The organism is Plantibacter elymi (nom. nud.) (assembly GCF_900177795.1).
GTDB classification, from domain to species: domain Bacteria; phylum Actinomycetota; class Actinomycetes; order Actinomycetales; family Microbacteriaceae; genus Plantibacter; species Plantibacter elymi.
In genome coordinates, this window is the sequence record NZ_FXWJ01000002.1 from 392,565 (window position 1) to 411,408 (window position 18,844).

At 65.2% G+C, this 18,844-nt stretch carries 16 protein-coding genes; 8 read left to right on the plus strand and 8 right to left on the minus strand.

The window, feature by feature from the left end; genetic code table 11:
• Nucleotides 1-70: 70 nt before the first annotated feature.
• On the plus strand, nt 71-295 hold the full coding sequence (locus CCK91_RS06730; RefSeq protein ID WP_086473403.1) for a hypothetical protein: 225 nt from the start codon (nt 71-73) through the stop codon (nt 293-295).
• 129 nt (nt 296-424) lie between these two features.
• On the plus strand, nt 425-2,326 hold the full coding sequence (locus tag CCK91_RS06735; protein ID WP_086473404.1) for an ABC transporter ATP-binding protein: 1,902 nt from the start codon (nt 425-427) through the stop codon (nt 2,324-2,326).
• Nucleotides 2,327-2,362: 36 nt separating this feature from the next.
• Here CCK91_RS06735 and CCK91_RS06740 read toward each other — a convergent pair whose 3' ends face one another.
• Nucleotides 2,363-3,094, minus strand: a complete 732-nt coding sequence (locus CCK91_RS06740) for a hypothetical protein (protein WP_086473405.1) — start codon at nt 3,092-3,094, stop codon at nt 2,363-2,365.
• A 178-nt stretch (nt 3,095-3,272) separates the two neighbouring features.
• Here CCK91_RS06740 and CCK91_RS06745 point away from each other — a divergent pair, with 178 nt between their 5' ends.
• Nucleotides 3,273-5,012: a PHP domain-containing protein gene (locus tag CCK91_RS06745; protein ID WP_133059942.1), complete on the plus strand. Its 1,740-nt coding sequence runs from the start codon at nt 3,273-3,275 to the stop codon at nt 5,010-5,012.
• Between the two features lie 21 nt (nt 5,013-5,033).
• Here CCK91_RS06745 and CCK91_RS06750 read toward each other — a convergent pair whose 3' ends face one another.
• The gene (locus CCK91_RS06750; protein ID WP_207568196.1) at nt 5,034-5,567 is read right to left on the minus strand and encodes a cysteine hydrolase family protein; all 534 of its coding nucleotides are present in this window, start codon (nt 5,565-5,567) and stop codon (nt 5,034-5,036) included.
• 144 nt (nt 5,568-5,711) lie between these two features.
• On the opposite strand from CCK91_RS06750, the gene CCK91_RS06755 reads away from it, so the two are divergent.
• Nucleotides 5,712-6,026 carry a hypothetical protein gene (locus CCK91_RS06755; RefSeq protein ID WP_086473408.1) on the plus strand — a complete coding sequence of 105 codons (315 nt, stop codon included), beginning with the start codon at nt 5,712-5,714 and terminating at the stop codon, nt 6,024-6,026.
• 162 nt (nt 6,027-6,188) lie between these two features.
• On the opposite strand, the gene CCK91_RS06760 is transcribed toward CCK91_RS06755, so the two are convergent.
• The 3 genes from CCK91_RS06760 to CCK91_RS06770 are packed head-to-tail and all read right to left on the minus strand — an operon-like array spanning nt 6,189 to nt 7,704.
• A complete protein-coding gene (locus CCK91_RS06760; protein ID WP_086473409.1) occupies nt 6,189-6,890 on the minus strand; it encodes an ArsR/SmtB family transcription factor in 702 nt (233 codons plus the stop codon).
• Entirely contained in the window at nt 6,887-7,258 is a 372-nt protein-coding gene (locus CCK91_RS06765; protein WP_086473410.1) for a hypothetical protein, read from the minus strand. The genes CCK91_RS06760 and CCK91_RS06765 overlap by 4 nt, the downstream gene beginning before the upstream one ends.
• Complete coding sequence (locus CCK91_RS06770; RefSeq protein WP_086473411.1) at nt 7,258-7,704, minus strand: OsmC family protein; 447 nt, start codon at nt 7,702-7,704, stop codon at nt 7,258-7,260. Before CCK91_RS06770 ends, CCK91_RS06765 begins: the two co-directional genes overlap by 1 nt.
• 781 nt (nt 7,705-8,485) lie before the next feature.
• Between CCK91_RS06770 and CCK91_RS06775 the strand changes: the two genes are divergently transcribed.
• The 3 genes from CCK91_RS06775 to CCK91_RS06785 all read left to right on the plus strand — a co-directional run bounded on the left by CCK91_RS06775 (nt 8,486) and on the right by CCK91_RS06785 (nt 11,135).
• Nucleotides 8,486-9,601 carry a hypothetical protein gene (locus CCK91_RS06775; RefSeq protein ID WP_086473412.1) on the plus strand — a complete coding sequence of 372 codons (1,116 nt, stop codon included), beginning with the start codon at nt 8,486-8,488 and terminating at the stop codon, nt 9,599-9,601.
• Between the two features lie 23 nt (nt 9,602-9,624).
• Nucleotides 9,625-10,671, plus strand: a complete 1,047-nt coding sequence (locus tag CCK91_RS06780) for a hypothetical protein (protein WP_133059943.1) — start codon at nt 9,625-9,627, stop codon at nt 10,669-10,671.
• Between the two features lie 143 nt (nt 10,672-10,814).
• Nucleotides 10,815-11,135 carry a hypothetical protein gene (locus CCK91_RS06785; protein ID WP_086473414.1) on the plus strand — a complete coding sequence of 107 codons (321 nt, stop codon included), beginning with the start codon at nt 10,815-10,817 and terminating at the stop codon, nt 11,133-11,135.
• A gap of 180 nt (nt 11,136-11,315) precedes the next feature.
• On the opposite strand, the gene CCK91_RS06790 is transcribed toward CCK91_RS06785, so the two are convergent.
• Entirely contained in the window at nt 11,316-15,224 is a 3,909-nt protein-coding gene (locus CCK91_RS06790; RefSeq protein WP_086473415.1) for a TGS domain-containing protein, read from the minus strand.
• 4 nt (nt 15,225-15,228) lie between these two features.
• On the minus strand, nt 15,229-15,531 hold the full coding sequence (locus CCK91_RS06795) for a CU044_2847 family protein (RefSeq protein WP_086473416.1): 303 nt from the start codon (nt 15,529-15,531) through the stop codon (nt 15,229-15,231).
• Between the two features lie 1,309 nt (nt 15,532-16,840).
• On the opposite strand from CCK91_RS06795, the gene CCK91_RS06800 reads away from it, so the two are divergent.
• Entirely contained in the window at nt 16,841-17,761 is a 921-nt protein-coding gene (locus tag CCK91_RS06800; protein ID WP_242664420.1) for a hypothetical protein, read from the plus strand.
• A 328-nt stretch (nt 17,762-18,089) separates the two neighbouring features.
• Here the strand turns inward: CCK91_RS06800 and CCK91_RS06805 are convergent, their stop codons facing one another.
• Entirely contained in the window at nt 18,090-18,743 is a 654-nt protein-coding gene (locus CCK91_RS06805; protein WP_086473417.1) for a hypothetical protein, read from the minus strand.
• Nucleotides 18,744-18,844 lie beyond the last annotated feature (101 nt).

Sequence of the window (18,844 nt, forward strand, 5' to 3'; positions counted from 1 at the left end):
TCGATCGGCGGCCCTCTAGCCTGATGCCGAAGAGCCGACGCAGCCCACGCGACGGCGGAGACGAGGCACGATGTCGCTCCCTCCCGCCCCCGATCCCACCCGAACCACGAAGCGCTTCATCCTCGCCGCCTTCAGCTTCGTCGCGCTGATGGCGTCCGGCATCGGTGTCGTCGCGTGCTCGATCGGCCTCGCAGACACCGGCCATCCCGCCATGATCGTCGGGCTCGCCGGAAGCGTGCTCGGCATCGCCGCCGCCTTCGTCGTGATGTGGACGGCCCTGCGCGCCGAACGCTGACGCCTCCAGAGCGTTCAGGTCGGGAACGGCGAGGCTGATACGCTCTCGCAGGTCTGCGTTCGCGTCGCCACCCGGGTCGTGACCGGGGTCAGGGACGTGCTCATGCGCAGCGGGGCGTGAGGAATCGCAATGAGCATGGAAAGCGCGGCCTGGAGCTCGCTGTACAAGATCTCGACCGCCAAGGACGGCAAGCACGGCATATCCCGTGAGTCCGTGCGGCGCATCATGACGTTCGCAGTGCCCTACCGGTCCAAGTTGCTGGTCTTCATCGCGCTCTCCGTCGCTGGAGCGTTCCTCGCGGTCGCGACCCCGGTGCTCGCCGGCCAGGTGGTCGACGTCATCGTCGCCCGGGGCGAGGTATCCACGATCGTCCGCCTCGCCGTCGTCATCGCCCTCGTTGCCGTCGCCGACGCCGCCGTGTCCCTCGTGACGCGCTGGTATTCGGCGCGGATCGGCGAAGGCGTGATCCTGGACCTCCGCACCGCCGTCTTCAACCACGTGCAGCAGATGCCGATCGCGTTCTTCACCCGCACCAGGACGGGCGCGCTCGTCAGCCGCCTCAACAACGACGTGATCGGCGCGCAGCAGGCCTTCAGCGGCACGCTGTCCGGCGTGATCACGAACCTCGTGGCCCTGATCCTCACGCTGATCGTCATGCTCAGCACGTCCTGGCTCGTGACGGTCCTCGCCGTGGTGATGCTGCCCATCTTCCTGGTACCTGCGCGCCGCATGGGTAGCCGCCTCGCCGCGCTGCGTCGCGAAGCCGCCGACCACAACTCGGCCATGAGCACGCAGATGACCGAGCGCTTCTCAGCGCCCGGTGCCACGCTCGTCAAGCTGTTCGGTCGACCGGATCAGGAGGCTGAGGAGTTCCGCGTCCGTGCCGCCCGCGTCCGCGACATCGGCGTCCGGACGGCGATGCTGCAGTTCGTCTTCTTCACCGCGCTGATGCTCGTCTCCGCCCTCGCGCTCGCCCTCGTGTACGGCCTCGGCGGTTTCCTCGCACTCGCCGGGCAGCTGGACACCGGTGAGGTGGTCACCCTGGCGCTCCTCCTCACCCGCCTCTACGCGCCGCTGACCGGCCTCGCGAACGCCCGGGTGGAGATCATGAGCGCGGTGGTCAGCTTCGAGCGCGTCTTCGAGGTGCTCGACCTCGAACCGCTCATCCAGGAGAAGCCCGACGCCGTCACCGTCGCCAATGGTCCGGTGTCCGTCGAGTTCGACGACGTCCACTTCGCCTACCCGTCCGCGGACAAGGTGTCCCTCGCCTCCCTGGAAGAGGTTTCGACGCTGGACACCCGCGGCGGCGAGGAGGTGCTGCACGGCGTCTCCTTCCGGATCGAGCCGGGGCAGACCGTCGCCCTCGTCGGCTCGTCAGGAGCGGGGAAGTCCACGATCGCGCAGCTGCTGTCGCGGCTGTACGACGTCGACGAGGGCGCCGTGCGTCTCGCGGGGACGGACGTCCGCGATGTCGCCTTCGCCTCCATGCGGCACACCCTGGGCATGGTGACGCAGGACGGTCACCTGTTCCATGAGACGATCCGCTCCAACCTGCGCCTCGCACGGCCGGAGGCGTCCGAGGACGAGGTGTGGGACGCCGTCCGCCGCGCGCGGCTCGAGCCACTCATCCGGTCCCTGCCGGACCAGCTGGACACGATGGTGGGCGAGCGTGGCTACCGACTCTCCGGTGGTGAGCGCCAGCGGATGACCATCGCACGACTGCTCCTCGCCGAGCCGCGCGTCGTCATCCTCGATGAGGCGACAGCGGCACTGGACTCGACCTCGGAGGCCGCGGTGCAGGCCGCGCTCAGCGAGGCGCTCGAGGGTCGGACGGCGATGGTCATCGCGCACCGGCTCTCGACCATCCGCAGTGCGGACCTGATCCTCGTGGTCGAGGAAGGGTCGATCGTGGAGCGGGGCACGCACGAGGAGCTGCTCGCTGCCGGTGGGCGGTACGAAGAATTGCACCGGACGCAGTTCGCCGTCCAGAAGAACCTGGCAGCGGCGGAGGAGACACCGAGCGAGACCTGACCGCGGTCGCCCCGTCGCAGCCTCCGGGCCGATGGGTTACCGGAGACGCCTGCGCAGGAGCAGGGCGGCGCCGCCCGCGAGCAGGCCGGCGGCGACGACGCCGGCCCCGCCGAGCTGCCAGCCCGTCAGCGCCAGGTCTCCGTCAGCGGAGGGTCGCGCTGTGGCCGAGGGGCCCGGCGACGCGATCGCCCCTGCTCCAGAACCTCCCGAGGGTGGGGCCGCGGTCGGCGTGACCGTCGGAGGAACCGGCTCGACCTGAGCGCCGGGCACCGACCAGGTTCCCGCGGCGAACGTGACGGGCAGGGTCGCCGCCGTGACCACCGATGACGGGATGCCTGACTCGAGAACGAGGCACTCAATCGCGAGGGTCGCATCTCCCTGTTCGACGCCGCCGTCCACGACCTCCTGGAACGAGATGGCCATCGGCACCTCGACCGGCTGCCCGGCGGCCACCGTGACGGTCGGAGACGTGACGACGGTGACCCCTCCCGCCGTCACGGAGAGTCGGGCGGCGTCGTCCGCATCGGCTGGGCAGCCCGCGGCGAGCACCGCGGAGCCGAACGACGGGACGGCGCGCGCGTCACCTGACGTGACCGCGGCGCCGGCGGTGTCGCGCAGCGTGAGCGGTGCCGGCGCCGAGGCGGCGACGGCAGCACCAGCGCCGGCGAGGCAGAGCACCGCGCTGGCGCTGAGCGCTGCCGTGACGAGCAGGGTGCGCCCTGCGGCACGGAGCGGAGAACGGTGGATGACGCGAACGGTGGAAGACATCGGGACCTTTGGTGGGTGCGGTGGGCCTCCGGGACGGGGATACCCGGTGACGCCAGGACTATCGCCCACGCAGGTGAATGGGTCGTGAACGCGGGGCGTCACTCATGGCACCGGCCGTTGGGCCGAGGTTCACCTCCGCTGCCTACGATCGGCGCGTCCGTCCGATGAAAGTGATGCCATGCCCTTCGATCCCCGCCTCGAGCAGCCCGCGCCAACTGGTGGCTCATCCTCCGTGCCCGAGGTGAAGCGGGGCGCATCGGCCCGGCCCGGCCTCTCCCGCCGGTCCTTCCTGGGGGCTTCCGTCGCTGCGACGGTCGCAGTGGGAGCGACCGCCCAGGGGCTCGGGAGCGCGGCTTCTGCCCAGGCCGCGCCGCTGCCGTCCGCGTCGGCAGTCGTCGACCCGGACGCGCTCTCCTGGCTGGTGTTCGACCACCACGTGCACTCGGTCTACTCGCACGACGCCAAGTACCCGATGACGACGATCCTCGACCAGGCGCAACGTTTCGCGGTCGACGCGATCGCCTTCACCGAGCACAGCAACAAGGGGCATGCCAACGTCGGCGGGGTGTTCAACGCGGCACGCGAGATCGACACCGCGCGGGCGGCTCGCCCCGACATGCTCGTGCTCCAGGGGCTCGAGTGGTACATCCCGGGAGCCGAGCACGCGACCGTGCTGATCGCGCCCGGGCCCCAGACGACCCTCGTGTTGCGCCGCTTCGAGCTCGACCACGACGGCAAGCTCAACGGATGGGAGAAACCGCGCCCCGGCACCGAAGACGCCGCCGAGTGGCTCGTGCACGCGACCGACGGGATCGCCTGGCTCGGCACCCAGAAGCGTGCAGGCGTCATCGACGACGTGATCGTCCTGGCGAACCACCCGAGCCGCCTCGGCATCGACTCGCCCGGCGAGCTCCGTGCGTGGCAGGACGCCGACCCCGAGGTGTTCGTCGGCATGGAGGGCGCTCCCGGCGCCCAGGCCGGAGCGATCGCAGCGAACGCGACCGAACGTTCACGGCGTGGCGAGTACGAGAACGCCCCCAGCGAGTTCTCCTTCCCCGGCTACCCCGCGGAGGCTTATCTGACGCACGGCGGCTTCGACTGGACCACGGCCGTCGTCGGCGGCGTATGGGACTCGCTCCTGAGCGAGGGAAGGCGCTGGTGGGTCACCACGAACAGCGATCTGCACCTCAAGGAGTCCGACGCGACACGCGTGGGCGACTTCCCGACGGGGCCGGGCTGGGAGTCCGGGGCGACGCTCGCGAACTTCAACCGCGCCGGCCGTCGGCCGGACCCGATCGCCACGGCCACGCCCCAGAACGGCGCCGACTTCTGGCCGGGCGAGTTCAGTCGGACGCACGTCGGGGCCGTCGACCGGTCGTCCGTCTCCCTGCTCGACGCAATCCGCGCCGGCCGTGTCTGGGTCGACCACGGGCACCTCGTCGCCGGGCTCTCCGTCGTGCTCCGTGCCACCGACCAGCCGGAGACCGGCGTCACCTTGGGTGGGACCCTCACCGTCGAAAGCGGCACAGCCCTCGAGCTCGTGGTCGACGTCACGCCCACGACGACGCCGACCTCGCGGGGCACGACGCCGAGACTCGCGCACCTCGACCTGATCCGCGGGCGCGTCACCGGGCCCGTCGCCGACCGTGACGAACAGCGCGCACCAGGCACCCGAGTCGTCGAGATGCTCGACGTCGCCGATCGCAGCGACTCCCCGTTCCGTGTCGTGGTGCCGCTCGCGCCGGCCACTGAGGACGGCTACGTCCGCCTTCGCGGCAGCGATGGCCAGGTGCACGGGGTCGGTCCGCTCGGCGCCGAGGTCGACCCGCGGGCACCCCAGCCGTACCCGGTCTCCCCAGCCGACCCCTGGGCCGACACCTGGCTGTACACGAATCCGATCTTCATCAGCGTGCGCTGAGCCCAGCGACGCCCTGTCAGCTCACGAGCCTGCCGCGCGGACGACCTCGTTCGTCGTCTGGACCACCGCGAATTCCTGGTGCAGGCTGGCCAGGGCGGCGTCGTGCAGCTCGGTCGCAGACCACCGCCGCCCATCGGGACCGAGTCGCTCGAACGTCGCCGTCGCATCACTGACGATGGTGACGTGGAAACCGAGGTTGGCCGCCATGCGGGTTGTGGTGGACACACAGTGGTCGGTCGTCAGGCCGCAGATGACCAACGATGAGATGCCGGCACGGCGCAGCTGCACCTCCAGATCAGTGCCGATGAACGCACTGTTGACGGTCTTGACCACGATCGGCTCCCCCGCGATTTCGCGAGCCTCCGGCTTGACTTCGTAACCGGGCCCACCCAGCGAGAACAGTTGGCCCTCGCTGGCGCTCTGATGTCTGACGTGGAACACCGGTCGACCGGCCAGGCGCCAGTCGCTCAGCACCATCCCGACGTTCGATTCGGCATCGTGGTTGTTGCGTTGCCCCCACTGTGGATCGTCGGATGCCTGCTGGACGTCGATCACGAGGAGCGCGGTCTTCTCCCGGGCGGTGACTGGATCGTTCATGCTTCCACCGTGCAGCGGGCCCGGTGGAGGTGCCATGCCCATCGAGCCAGAAGGCCCCCATTTCCGGACAAAGCGCCGAATGCGGCCGCTAGGCTCGCCGGCATGACCGACCAGCCGAACGTTCCCATCAGCCGTGAAGAGATCGAGGCCAAGTACAACACCAACACGCCGCGAGAACGCTACTCCAATCCATACTTGCGAACGATGGGATTGGCGGCTGCCATCCTGGTGGCGATCGGTCTGCTGGTCACCGCTGCAACGTTCTCGAGCTACAGCGGCGCGGCCGGCGGTCTCTCATTGATCGTGGCTGGACTGACCATCGCCGTGTTCTGGCTGCTCGCCGGCGCCGTCGTGCACGCCGTTCGGTCTCTCCACCAAGCGCCCAGACCACAGCACGCAACCGAACAAGCGGACTAACGCGCACGGCTTCCGCCGGGCGCTGAGCATCGGCACGACGGCTGCGGGTCGACCCGTAGTTCCTCGCCTGTGACGGGCGACTTCACGTCAGGTTGACGCGCATTCGACGACGGTCGTGTCGTCGACGACCGCTCGCACGTGAGGCTCAGTAGTGCAGCTTGGCTACGCCTCGCGTGCGGAGATCGTTGCCTCCAAGGTACTGAGTTCCAGCGCACCGCGATTAGTGAGGCGCACGGCCCGCGAGTCGGGGCGACGGGCGATCCACTGCTGCGTTTCCATCGCCTCCAGGATTTGAGCTCCAACCTGGCCGGCGATGTGAGCACGGCGCCCGGTCCAGTCCAGGCATCCGCGTGACCACGGCCGTGGACCCGAACCAGGATGCAGGCGGAGCGACTCCACAACGGGGCCGGCCGGGAACGGTGACGGGGCGTTTCCCGTCGCCGCGGTGCGGATGCTCGAGAGGATGCTTGCGTGGACGAGCAGGTCCGTGACGCGTAGGCCGAGGTCTCCGGCGAGATGGTCGTAGCAGGTCCGCGCCTCCCGGAGATCGGCCGAGACTCGGTGCTGTCGGAAGGACTGCACGACCGTGCGAGGGGCGATGGCCTGGAGCGCCTCCACCGCCCCGGCGACCTCGTCGTTCGTCAGACGGAAGAAGCGGTTCCTGCCCACCCGGTCGACCGCGACGATGCCTGCGTCGAGGAGTACCCGGAGATGCTCGCTGGCGGTGGAGGCTGAGACACCGGCAGCGCGGGCGAGCTCCCCGGCGGGGATGGCACGGCCACCGAGCAGAGCTGTCACGATCCGTCCGCGAGCGGGATCACCGAGTGCTCGCGCCGGCACCGAGATGTCCGCGTCGCCGGTCACGACCCGGCCGTTTCGAGCGCTCGACGGGCAACGACGACATCGTCCACGAGCAGCACCTTGCGGTTGTCATGGTCGCTGTACTGACCGTGCAACACGACACCGGCCCCGGCGAGCCGCTCCATCATCCGTCCGAGCGCGCCCGGCGCATCCACGTCGAGATCGACCAGGAGCACTTCCCGCACGAGCACCGGCCCGAACCCGGTCCCACGCAATACCTCCGCAGCGCGAGCCCCTTCGGCTACGAGATAGTGCGCCACTCCCGACCACAGGCCCCCACCCTCCAAACCGATACCGGCCGCACCCAGTGCGCGTCCGATCGCCGCGAGGGAGGAAGCACCGTCCGGAGCCGGGATCTCGATGTCGAACATCACCGCACCGTGATCTCGGGTTCGAGGGTGACGACGGCGGTGAGGCTGTTCGCGATGTAACACTGCCGGTGGGCTTTCTCCAGGAGTCGCTCCACCACGGCCGTCGTCGTGCCCTGGGCTACGATCGTCGGTCGAAGCACGATCTCGGTGAGCCGCACCGGACGTGCGTCGTCCGGCATGATCCCGGTCGCCGCGTCCCGGTAGTCGATGATCTCGACGCCTGCATGGGCGGCGACCGCGAGGAAGGACAGCAGCTGACACGAACTCGCCGCCGTCACCAACAATTGCTCAGGGTTCGGCAACCCGCTGTCGCCTCGGAACTCGGCCGCTGCGCTCAGGTCGATCGATGAATCCCCCAGCCGCACCTCATGGCGCCGACTGTAGGTCTGGTAGGCATCGGTCCGCCCGCTCCACGTCACGGTAGCGGTGTAGTTGTGCGTCGTCATGAAACCACGCTAGGACGCGAATGCTTCGGCAAGTACCGAAACAACACCGCTACGGCGTTCGGTGGTTCGCGGGAGAACTCGGTGTGGCGGTCGCGTTCTGCCTGGTGGCGCGGGTCCTATGCGCGGCGATTACCGTGGGTCTGCTCTCCAGGTTTGTCATGCTGGGTGGCCTGCTGTTCTCCACATCACCGCAGAACTGCTCCTGCAGGTCTGCGGTCTCAGCGCGAAGGTCATCGTCGACGACGACGGTGGGCTGCTGGTCGCCCCCACGGCCCGGCGGGCGCGTCGCCACCAGCCCGGAGCCAGGGGCTGGCACATCTGATCGGACACGGCGTGCTCCGTGGTCCAACACAGCGTGTCCGGCGATGAGACGCGCACGGCTGAGCGAAAAAGCTCCGAGATGCCCGTGATCTCGGGGAGCTTCCTTCGGTGGGCCCTGCCGGGATCGAACCGACGACATCCACGGTGTAAAGACTCTCGGATCGAGCAGTTCCGCATAATTCCGGGCCTCTGACATTCCCTGGAACTCCTCTAGGCGGCTTACATTGCACCGCGAGGGGACGACTCGGGGACGAGCCGCAGGTAGCGGCAGAGCGTCTCGCTGCGTACCGCCTTGACCTCCTCATTACGAGTGAGGGCGACGGGGTGCGATGATCTTCCAGAGAACGGTGTAGTCCGCCTGTTCAAGTTCACTCCGTTCGTCTCTCGACCGCTCACATCTCGTGGGCGATCGAGGCGAGCGCATCATGGTCTCGCCTCCAGGCTCCGATATGGTCACCACATGATGCCCACGACAGATGAACTCAGGATCGCCGTCGCCCGACAGCTGCTCCTCGAGGACGCCATGTGGATCGGTGACGTTCTCACGAGCGCGTTCCGACACGATGGACGGGCACGGACCATGGTCCCGCTCCTCCTTTCAGGGCATGCATCACGCATCGCCTACGAAGGACGAGAGTTCCTCACCTCTCCAAACCCCGACGTTGCGCTCCCGGCTTTCGTCGAGTACCTGCCGGATGCGGAACATCCCTCCATCGCTCTCGCCCGCCACGCGACGAAGATGCTCGACAACCAGACCAGCAAGGACAAACTCCTTTGCGACTTCGAAGCCGATATTCATCAGGCATGGATGTCGCAGCGGACATTGCTGTTCAAAACGGTCAGACGAGGCTTCTCGTGGCTGCAGCCGGACCTCGGCTACTACACGCTCAACGGTGACGTCGTGGGAGCAACAATTCCCCTTCACCTGCGATTCGGTCTCGATGCTGTGCCGCAGGAGGACTACCCGCAGTTCTTCGCGCAGTTCGGCGAAGAACTTTTCAGGTCGATGCGCGTCTACACCTACCTGTCGGGTGGAACCGTCGAGACGGCTACGACCCTCAGTCTCAGCCCTATCGATATGGTCGAAGACAACGACCGTTTCGTTGGGCGCTACCTCAAGCGCGGGTACGACAAACATCTGAGCCTCGACCAAAAGCTCCTCCTTCTCCTCGTTGAGTCAGAGGTCAACACCGCGGCCAAGCTCATTCCCCTGCTCACGGGAACACACGTGGCCGCGGCCTTTCGGGCGCGCCTACTCAGCCTGTGGCACGCACTGTCGTCCCTGACGAAGATCCTCAACGCACTGCCCTCGGCTTCGTCACCAGCGCGGGACAAGGTTCGTCAAATCGTCTCATCCGTTGACGCTCACCGGTTGTCCGCGCCAGGGATGAGGACGGTACGGAACCGAAGTGTTCATTACGAGATTCGAGGCAAGATCCAGATCGCCTTTTCGAATACTCCGATGTTCGGGATAGTTGAGAGCCTGACTGCCGAGACGTTCGAAAGCCTCGATGCTCTCGTTCGCGACCTCAGCTCGGAACTCAGCACTGCCCTACGGGATTGGCGGGAAGCGTGATGCCGTCCGCGAGGAAGGTGAGGGTGATCGGCTGTGACGAATCCGGGTCAGAAGGCGAGAACCTCGTCGCAAGCCAGCACCCGGTTTTTGTGCACGCAAGTGTGGCCCTTGCTGCGGACCAAGCCGCCGAACTTCGAGATTGGATGCGGGACGCCACTCTCACTCAGGCTCCAGAAATGAAGTCGAAGACGGCCCTGCTCCCCAGGAACCGGGCGGTGCTGCTCGAGAGTCTCGACCGTCTCGCCGGCGCTGCGAACATCACCCTCGTCGATAAGGGATACTTCCTCACCAGCAAGCTCGTTGAAACCCTGATCGGCCCCCACGCCGCACGATGGGGCACGGACATCGGAACGACCGGCATGGGCCGCGCTCTGGCCGACCACCTAGATCGCCACGGACATGGCGACGTCGGCAAAGCCCGGTGGGATGCTCTCCTAAGCAGCTACAACTCGCTCGTCCGCTCATACCAGCGGGAGGATGCACGCCCGCCCACGGTCGAAGCTTTCTTCGCCACCCTCAAGGACGCGTTCGACAACTGCGCAACGAAAGACACACGAGAGATCCTTTCAATGCTGTGGGAATCGCGCATGTTCGCGTACGAATACCAGGGGCGAAGCGAGGTCGAGCTTCGAGAGCTCGATCCGCTGATGCCGACAATGAGTGGTGTCGCGCGGAACTGGGCGATGCGTATCGGGGACGTTCCGTTTGAGTTCCTCGCCGATACGTACAGCGGACTTACGCCCACCGTCAGGGGTTTCATCGTGGAAGCGTCGCGCACACCTCTCGCTGTTGCGGGTAATGTCCTTCCCACGCCGGATCTCCGAGCCATCTCGCTCAAGGACTCCCGTGCTGATGCACGCATCCAGCTCGCCGACATTCTTGCCGGCGTCGGCCGCGAGGTCGCGCGGCTGGCGATGGCGGGCACCTTCGATGACGAACTGCAAGTCACGATCCACGAGATGCTCGACAACACGGTGATGGCCTCCGACGGGTCACCTCTGGATGTACTCACCGGACGGCGCCCGCTGCGTTACCGCGACGATTGGATCGATGCGAACTGGAATACCTAGCGCGAGCGGGAGCTGTGCGCCGAACGCAAAGATTCGATCGGATGCGTCTGGCCGCGCACGTTTGATGCCCGTGCTGGCTGAGCTAGCCACCGTGCATGGGAGAGGGGTCGTGCAATGCCCTACGGTCTAGGCAGGAGGCAGATATGGGCAGAGTCAAGTGGCGGCACATCGAAGAGAAGGACTCCAATGACCTCGTCGAGGTTCTACTCGTCCGCGAATACACACACGACGGACTAAGAGCTTACGCTCTGGGCGGCCGCGGCGACGACGACGGGATCGACGTCGCTGTGCGCGTCGAGGCCACGAATCAGCTCGTGCACACGTTACAGCTCAAGTATTTTCCTGGCGGCTTCTCTGGCGGCTACAGAGATCGACGCACTCAGATCAAACACTCACTCGGGCAACAGGTGCACCGCATTCCTCATTGGACAGGCTTACGCCGAAGCGCCGGCAAAGACGCGTGACCGCGGTTTCGGGCGCGGCGCCATGGTGATCCGCCGCTCTGCGAATTGCGCGGATGCCAACCGCACTTCGTGCTCGACCAACGTGCGTCGCTCTCCGCTAGCCACTGCCCGCCGGGAGAGAAACTGGCAGAGTCGACCCTTTCCGGGCTCCCGCGCTGCGGGTATGTCTCCTCCATGTAGTCACACTCCCCCCTCTGGCGGGTCGAATAACCGGTGCCAGCGACGGATCTGCCGCTTCGAGCGAGGGTCCTGCACGAAGTCGAGCCAGTCCACTTGTGGTCCGGCGCCGGCATGTCTCGAGGTGAAGATCTCGACTGTATCGCCGCTGTCGAGGACCGATTCGAGTGGAACGAGGAGACCGTTCACTCTAGCGCCGATTGTTCGATGCCCGACCTCCGTGTGAACTGCGTAAGCAAAATCGACGGGCGTCGACCCTGCTGGGAGCGTGATGATGTCGCCCTTTGGGGTGTACACGAAAACCGTGCTCGCGCCAACCTCGTCGCGCAGTATCTCGAAGAAGCTGCTCGCAAAGCCCGCGGTCGAGTACGCCGACAATGAACCCGCCTCCCCGAGCCGGGCAGCGAGCTTGGAGTTCGTAGTCCCACCCTTGTCAATGCGCTCTTGCATCGCCACGGTTCGGATAAAGACTGTGATGGGGGTTCCCCTCGGCCCAATGACCGATGTGTGCACCGATTGGTACAGGTCGAACTTTGGAGTCGCGATATAGTCCTTGAGCATTCCGGGAATGGGGGTCCATCTTGCGTGAATGCTCCCTAGAACCGCGTAGCAGTTGCGCAGGGTGTCTGCCACAATACGCACGGTGACAAGGTCAAAGAGGCTATCGAATTCCTTGCCATCCACGACCATTTCCCGATAGATCTCGGCGTACTGCTTCGCCCGACCGACGATCGTGGCGCGGATCTTCTGCCGCTTGACATCGAAACCGATCGCATTAACGACCTCTGACACGAACTGCTCGCGGCCCGGTATGCGCGCCCGCACGAGGCTTTCGATCTCCACATACAGCTTCGGGTGCACGGCGGCGAAGCTTAAATCATCCAACTCTCGCCTCAAGGCTTCGAGGCCCATCCAGTCGGCCAGTGGGACGAAGATATCCCAAGTGTCCTGGGCAATGGGCGCGGCTACTTCTGCCGTGAGCGATCCCCATCCCCGTGCGTCGCGCAGCCGCTCGGCGAGCACGATGGCGAGCATTCGGAGGTCCTTCGACATCGCGATCATCATCTTGCGCGCGGTCTCCGCGGTGACCCCACCTCCGAAGGTGAGGCGGCGAAGCTGTGCCGCGCCAGCGACGAGCGATGCGATCTCGTCGCCGAACTCTTCGGCCAACTCCTCAGCGGCGAGCGGTACCCCGTTCAGGAGCGCGGCCGTGATAACGACGCGATCGAAGCCGAGCTCGGCGAGAATCTGAGCGGCAGGCGCCGGGTTCGGCACTTCCCGCTCGGTTGGAGGCTCATGCCAGGATTGCTCCACGACAGCCCGCTGCACCAGGGCAAACGCGTGCTGGATGAGGTCCATTTTCGTTTGCGGAAACGCCGTCTGGACGGTCGCCAGCAACAGTTCCAGTGGCCGCTCATGCGCGGTTCGCGCAAAGAGTGTCGGTAGAATCGTTCGAAGCGTTGCCGTTTCGACGAGGCCGCGCAGCTCCGGGTCCTGCCGGACAAACTCCATCAGCTCCGCATCCTGCTGGTTCGACGAAGCCGCGAGTGCGTCGAGCGCGAGCTGCACGGAAGCGGGGCTCGGCTCAGTTGTATTCAGGCGCTCCGAGACCCCAACGACGCGACTGCCGACCGCCGCGATCGCCCAGGTGCGCGTGCCGCGTTCGAGCTCGGTGCGTCGGACTAGTGCGCGCACGACTTCGGTCAGTAATCCTGCGTCCACCACCCGGGAGAGCTGCGTCACCAGCAGGAGGACTGCGTGGTGGTCGGTGAGGTCATCTCGTTCGAGCTCCGACCGCAAGCGCTGCGCAAGTGCTGCTGACAGTCGTCTCGGCAGGACGACGCCGTCGTCGAGGAGATCCGTCACGAGGGTCGGCGCGCGTTCATCACTATCGTCGGCGATCGCGCGAAGCAACCAACCCCTAAATGATCTGTTCGACGCCCACCCTGACGCAGCGAAGCGAATGAAGGAGTACTTACTGCTGAGCGAGCTATTCGGTGCGAGGAGATCGCGTAGTGCGTCGCGACGCCCAAGCTCGCCGGACACGGCGACCTGCGCCGCGAGGAATTCTGCCAAGGTTTGATGAAGGAATCGGAAGGAACCACCGTCCTGAATGGCGACGCCGCTGCGTCGGATGATGTCGTGTGTGAAGTCGGCCCACGCGCCCTCCGTGACATGACGAGGGCGCCGATGGTCGAGGAGGTCGCTGAGGATCTGCTCGTCGGCATCGGTCGACAACCATCCGTAGGCGCTCCTGCCTAGATCCTCGTAGATGCTCTCCGTCGCCGTTCGGGCGGCCTCGCTGCCCTGTGGGCCGAAATGTTCGAGAGCTGCAGCCGCCTGCGTACCCGGGTTGCCAGCCCCGCGCGTAAAGAACCGCTTCCGGATGGCGTCTAGGAACTGTCGATACAGGGCGGACCGGGAACCCGGCGCGTCGCGGTCCGGTGACAGAGCGTAGAGCTGAGCGGTCATCGCAAGCATCAGCGGGTTCCGCAGAAGCGCGTCGGACTCGGTTACCTGCATCTGCCCGAGCGCCCGCGCGGCTGCCAGCCCGGGATCGATGACGCCGAGCGCCTCAAGCCACAGGGTCATGACGTGCAGGACCTCGTTCCCTTCGAACGGTCGTTGGACGAACACCGCGTCATCGACAAGATTCGCCATCGACTCGTACTCTGCGGGAGGCAGCGGGCGCGACGCGATAACGGTGTGACGGAGTAGCGCGGCATGATCGTGTGCATCGGGCGTGAGTTTTGCAACAATTGCGGCACGTACCGTTGGATCGAGGACCTCATCAAAGCCGTCGATCAGGAGATGCCATTGGGAGACGACAGTTGGTTCCTGCGAAAAAAGGTCGGCATCAGTCACACGTTCGCCGTTGAACAACGTCAGGTTTGCCGCCGAAGCGAGCGACTCGCTGAGAGGTGAATCCAAGCGGATGTCCGCTGCGTTGACAATGACTGGCACTCGGCTATAGCGGCCGGCCGCAAACTCTTCGCACATGTATGCAGCGACCATGCGGAGGGTGCTCGATTTCCCACCGCCCGGTGTCCCGATCAGGAGACCGCCATTGGCGAGCATCGCCCGTGTCACCCTGGTTGGTGACATGTCGGCCTTATCTCGGGGGCGTTTGATGAAGACGGGCTCGCCGTACACCTTCGACAGCTTCGGCGGAGGGATTTCGAAGAGCATGCCGGGGTGCGGGTGCTCCTCGCACTGTCGGTGGACGGCCTCGACAAGGCGTCGAAGTCTTCGAGTGGGGAGCGCCCAGCTACCAGCCCGAATCTGGCCGTCGGTCAAGGCGTCAAGCCACTCCGGATCCGACTCCGCTGGACCGGTCAGCACGCGGTCGAGTAGCGGTCCAAGCGGTTCGACGTGCCCGGTGCCATTCGCAAAGTCCGAGGTGACGACGAGTCCGAACACTCCCCCGGTGCGCAGATTGAGCACGGGACTGCCGCTCGCTCCGGCTCCTGGCGGGAGGCCCGTATAGCGCAGTCGAGGAACCCGATCACCTCCGTGATAGGAGGTCCCAGCCGCGACCAGCGGGCTGGGGGTGCCACCGACGTTGAACTCGCCCTGCGGAAAGCCAAACGTGTCGAGTGCGTCATCTCGAGCGATCGTGGGGTTGTGTGCGACGTACCGCGAAGAACGCGCCTCGCCCCGCACGCGCAGGAGCGCGCCATCCGCCCATCTTCCGAGCAGTTCGGCCTCGACCAAGTGACCATCCGCGCTGAAGTACCCGACGGTGGCGGATACGGCTAGCGCAGCCTCGACTACATGCCCGGCGGTCGCGATCGTGTCTGCCCTGACGAAGAAGCCCGTGCCTATGAATGCCGGGAGCGCGCCATCGAGCTGTCCGAGACGCACGCTGCGGTCGCGCAGTAGATCCTGACCAGGGAAGTTTCCCGTCGTCACGTGTTCAAGAGCTTCGTGTGAATTCGAGGCTGACTTTCAGGGCTGACGTCGCGCTGCCCTTGCCGATTACGGCGAGCATGGTTCCAGACTCGAGCGCAAACTCCACACCGAGTTCAATCGTCGCCTTCGACCATTCGAGATCCTGAACGCTTTCGAGAGCCTTTTGCACGGTCGCGCTCGCTCCCGCGAGTGCCGACTCGACAGTGGCGTTGACGGCCCCGACTGGCACTTCTCCGCTTGGGCCTGCAGCCACTTGGACGAGGATGTCGATGCCATCGACGGTGACGGGTACGAATCGAGTATCCATTGTGACCTTCCTCTGCCAGAATCATGCGTTTTGCACAGACTAACGGTGAGATCCGTTCTGTGGCCAGCGCTGTGCGCTGCTGCAACGAGTGCCCCGCCACAGCGCGAGCAGGGCGTCGCACGGTCAACCGCGCCCGCGCACGCTGGGACCTACGCAGTGGCCGACAACCATCCCTCCGGCCTCCACCAACCACCGTGGCTCGGCACCTACATTGCCCGATGATGCTCCGGACCGAAATGCCATCCGCATCCTCGGTCGCACGCGACCAGCCGCGGTCGCCGGAGCGTAGAGCAATCTCAACAGCCTTCTATTCGGGGCGCCGCAGGGACGTATTTAGCACCGAGTGTCCGGACTGAAGAGCCACACGAAAACCCACAAGGACCCCGAGATCGGCATAGTTTAGGAGTTCTCGCGTGGTGGCCCTGCCGGGATCGAACCGACGACCTTCAGGGTGTAAGCACTCCCGGATCAGGCGGGTTCGCATCTGTCCGGGTCTCAAACGTTGCCCGGAACATCTCTTCGCAGCCTGCATTGCACTGCGAGGGGACGCCGCAGGGCTGGGCCTAAGGTGCCGCTGAATAAACGAGTTTCCAACCTGAAGTGTCGCCGCCGTTTTCAGCACAAAGTGTCGCTGAGAACATGCCCGCGCAATGCCGCGGGTCAGAAGAAGGGTTAGGGACACTTGGTGACACCGAGCGTCGAGCTCCGCCGCATGGAGTTTCGAAGCCGTGTGTTCATCGCGCTTGCCAGGTGGGACGACCCATGTTCACCGCCGCGATGACCGCATTGACATTGCAAAGCTTCGTGGAGAGCACGCGACGTCGAACTAAACAACCCAAGGAACGGGAACCCGCCGAGCAATGGGACGTTTCTCCGGCCACCGCCCTGCAACCCATGCGTTATGAGGCAGGTAGGGTGCGAGACTCTGATTGAACCGCGCGGGTGCCCGTTGGACGATCCCTGATCGGGCGTCGCGCCGGGAACCTTTGGGTGCGGTTGAATGCCACCATGACCGATCCCACACCCGATGGCTTAATGAAGGCAGTCGTGGATAGGTACTTCAAGTCCGGCGACTTCAACGGACTCCATCTCCACACGGACGCCGAACATGCGCTTGTATCGGTCGCGAAGAAAATGGTCGCTGACGGCAAGATCGAGGTGATGGTGTCGGAGGTCGATTACCCGAATCCTCACATCCGCCCGTGGCCTTCCCGGCGCACGATCGAGTCACAGATCAAGTCGCTGGACGAACTGGCGGGCGCGGGATATGGCGTGGTGCTCTACCCAACGGCACTGGCATTGGGGGGGCGTGCGCGTTCCCGCTCGTCTGAAGGCGCACCCGTTCGGCGCTGCGATGGCGAAGGGCCGCGGAACGCTCGAATTGGCCTACTTGAGCTTCGACGTCCTCGAGCCGTATCGAAACGACCCTCGCTATCACTTCCGGTATTGGGACTTCGGCGTCGATATGGGGATCGGTGACGATGCATATCTCGACGAGACCGAGCTCGAGCGCGACAAGATTTCGCTGAGCCGTCTCGGGTTCGCCTACGACCTCTCCGGCTATACCCGAACTGACGTGAATACACCGATCGTGCGCCGCGTCGCTGCGTTCTACGGCGACATTGCCAAACTCACTCCAGAGCACCAGCAACGTTGGCAGTCATACCAGGTGGCAGAGGGCGACCTTGAGGTACACCCGGCGTGGTGGATGACACAGATGGGCCACTGGCCGGACGGCATCGGCCCGTTCGACCACCTGTTCCAGGAGCTAGAGAATCTCAATGTGCTTTGGACTGGAGCATTCGGCGAAGCACTGTTCAAGCACACCGACCGGCCGCAGGACCTCGGCTGGCTTTTGCGCCCGTCGCAGCGCGAATGGGACGAGTTCATCGTGCAGCTCGACAAGCAGCTCTCGGACAACATCCGTCACGACGCCCTAGACGCCGCCGGCGCGCTCCGCCAGGACAAGAACGACCAAAACCTTGGCACCACCTTAAGCAGACTCGCAGCTTTCCTGGAGGGTAAGGGCATCGACGCGGCCAACGTGAAGGATCTAATGCGGCCGCTGCGCAAAATCCGTCAGGCTAGGCAGAAGCCAGCCCATGCCCTACGCACGAACATCACGGACAAGACCTTCGTGCATCGCCAAGTCGCGCTACTCGAGGATCTGAACAACGCGCTCACGGAACTGGCCCGGTGGTTGTCTACGCACCCGAAAAACCGAGGGTGAGAGCCGGACTTCGAGCCAGGCAAGTACTACCGGATGTAGATCGGGTCTATGGTGACGTCCCTCCTCAGCGATCCGCTGGCCCAACATACCGACGATGTTGCCTCGGTAGCGCTGCGTCGCGGTGCTTCGTTCCGACCCACATCTCGTCGACGAGCTTCGCGATTAGAGAGCTCACAGGCCCAGCATGAGTCCTAAATGAGGGTTACGACGCTGCCCGACGCAGCCGCCTATTTGTTAGTTGGGAAACTCAGTCGCGCGAGCAGCACTCAGTGTCTTTGGCGAATCTACGGTGCAGCGCCATTGGGCCGTCGAGGCCTTGAGGATCGCCTCACTCGGCGGCAGCTGCGTCGACTGTCCATGGTGCGTCAGAGTGTGCTTCGAGAGGCTCTCCTTCAGTCACCCCGGTCGTACGCGGGTGAAGCGTCCTGAACGAAGTGTGACGCCCCAGGACGCCCGACATGCGAGCCGCTCCGGCGGCGAGCACCGCGATCGTATCCTCAAAGGACCCGATGGGTGTTTCCCACTGCGAGGCGAACTGCGAGTTACCGATCAGGCGACCAGTGCGGACGTGAATCCGAATCAAGATCTCTTCGACCTCGGAAGCACTCGGGAACGCTCCAGCTTTGAGCCGCGCGACGACTCGATCAATTGCCGGTCCAGCCCATGACTCGGCGGCAATGTACGTGAACACCGTCGCTGGATCGAATGTGTCAGGGTCATACCTCAAGGGTCTCCTCGAGGCATCGTTCTCCGTGACGAGCGCGGCAAAACCGATGACGTTCCCATATTCGTAGTCCAGGCCGGCAAAGCTCTCTTCTTCGAGGTGCCGCCTCTTCGAGGCTGCCTTGCCGATGTATAGAACGTCATCATTCGGGTCGACTAGAGCGTAGAGATTCGCTGTGTCGATCGGATGATCTAGCAGGGTGATGCCGCCCGCCTCGGCGATCGAGCGCAGCTGCGACAAACGCATGAGTTGCGCCACATGCCTCCTTTCGAGCGGTTCGGCTATCCGTGCACCGCGACCGGATGTAACCCATCCATTACCGTCCGAACGACTCTACTGGCCTCCAAGGGTCCGCGGGT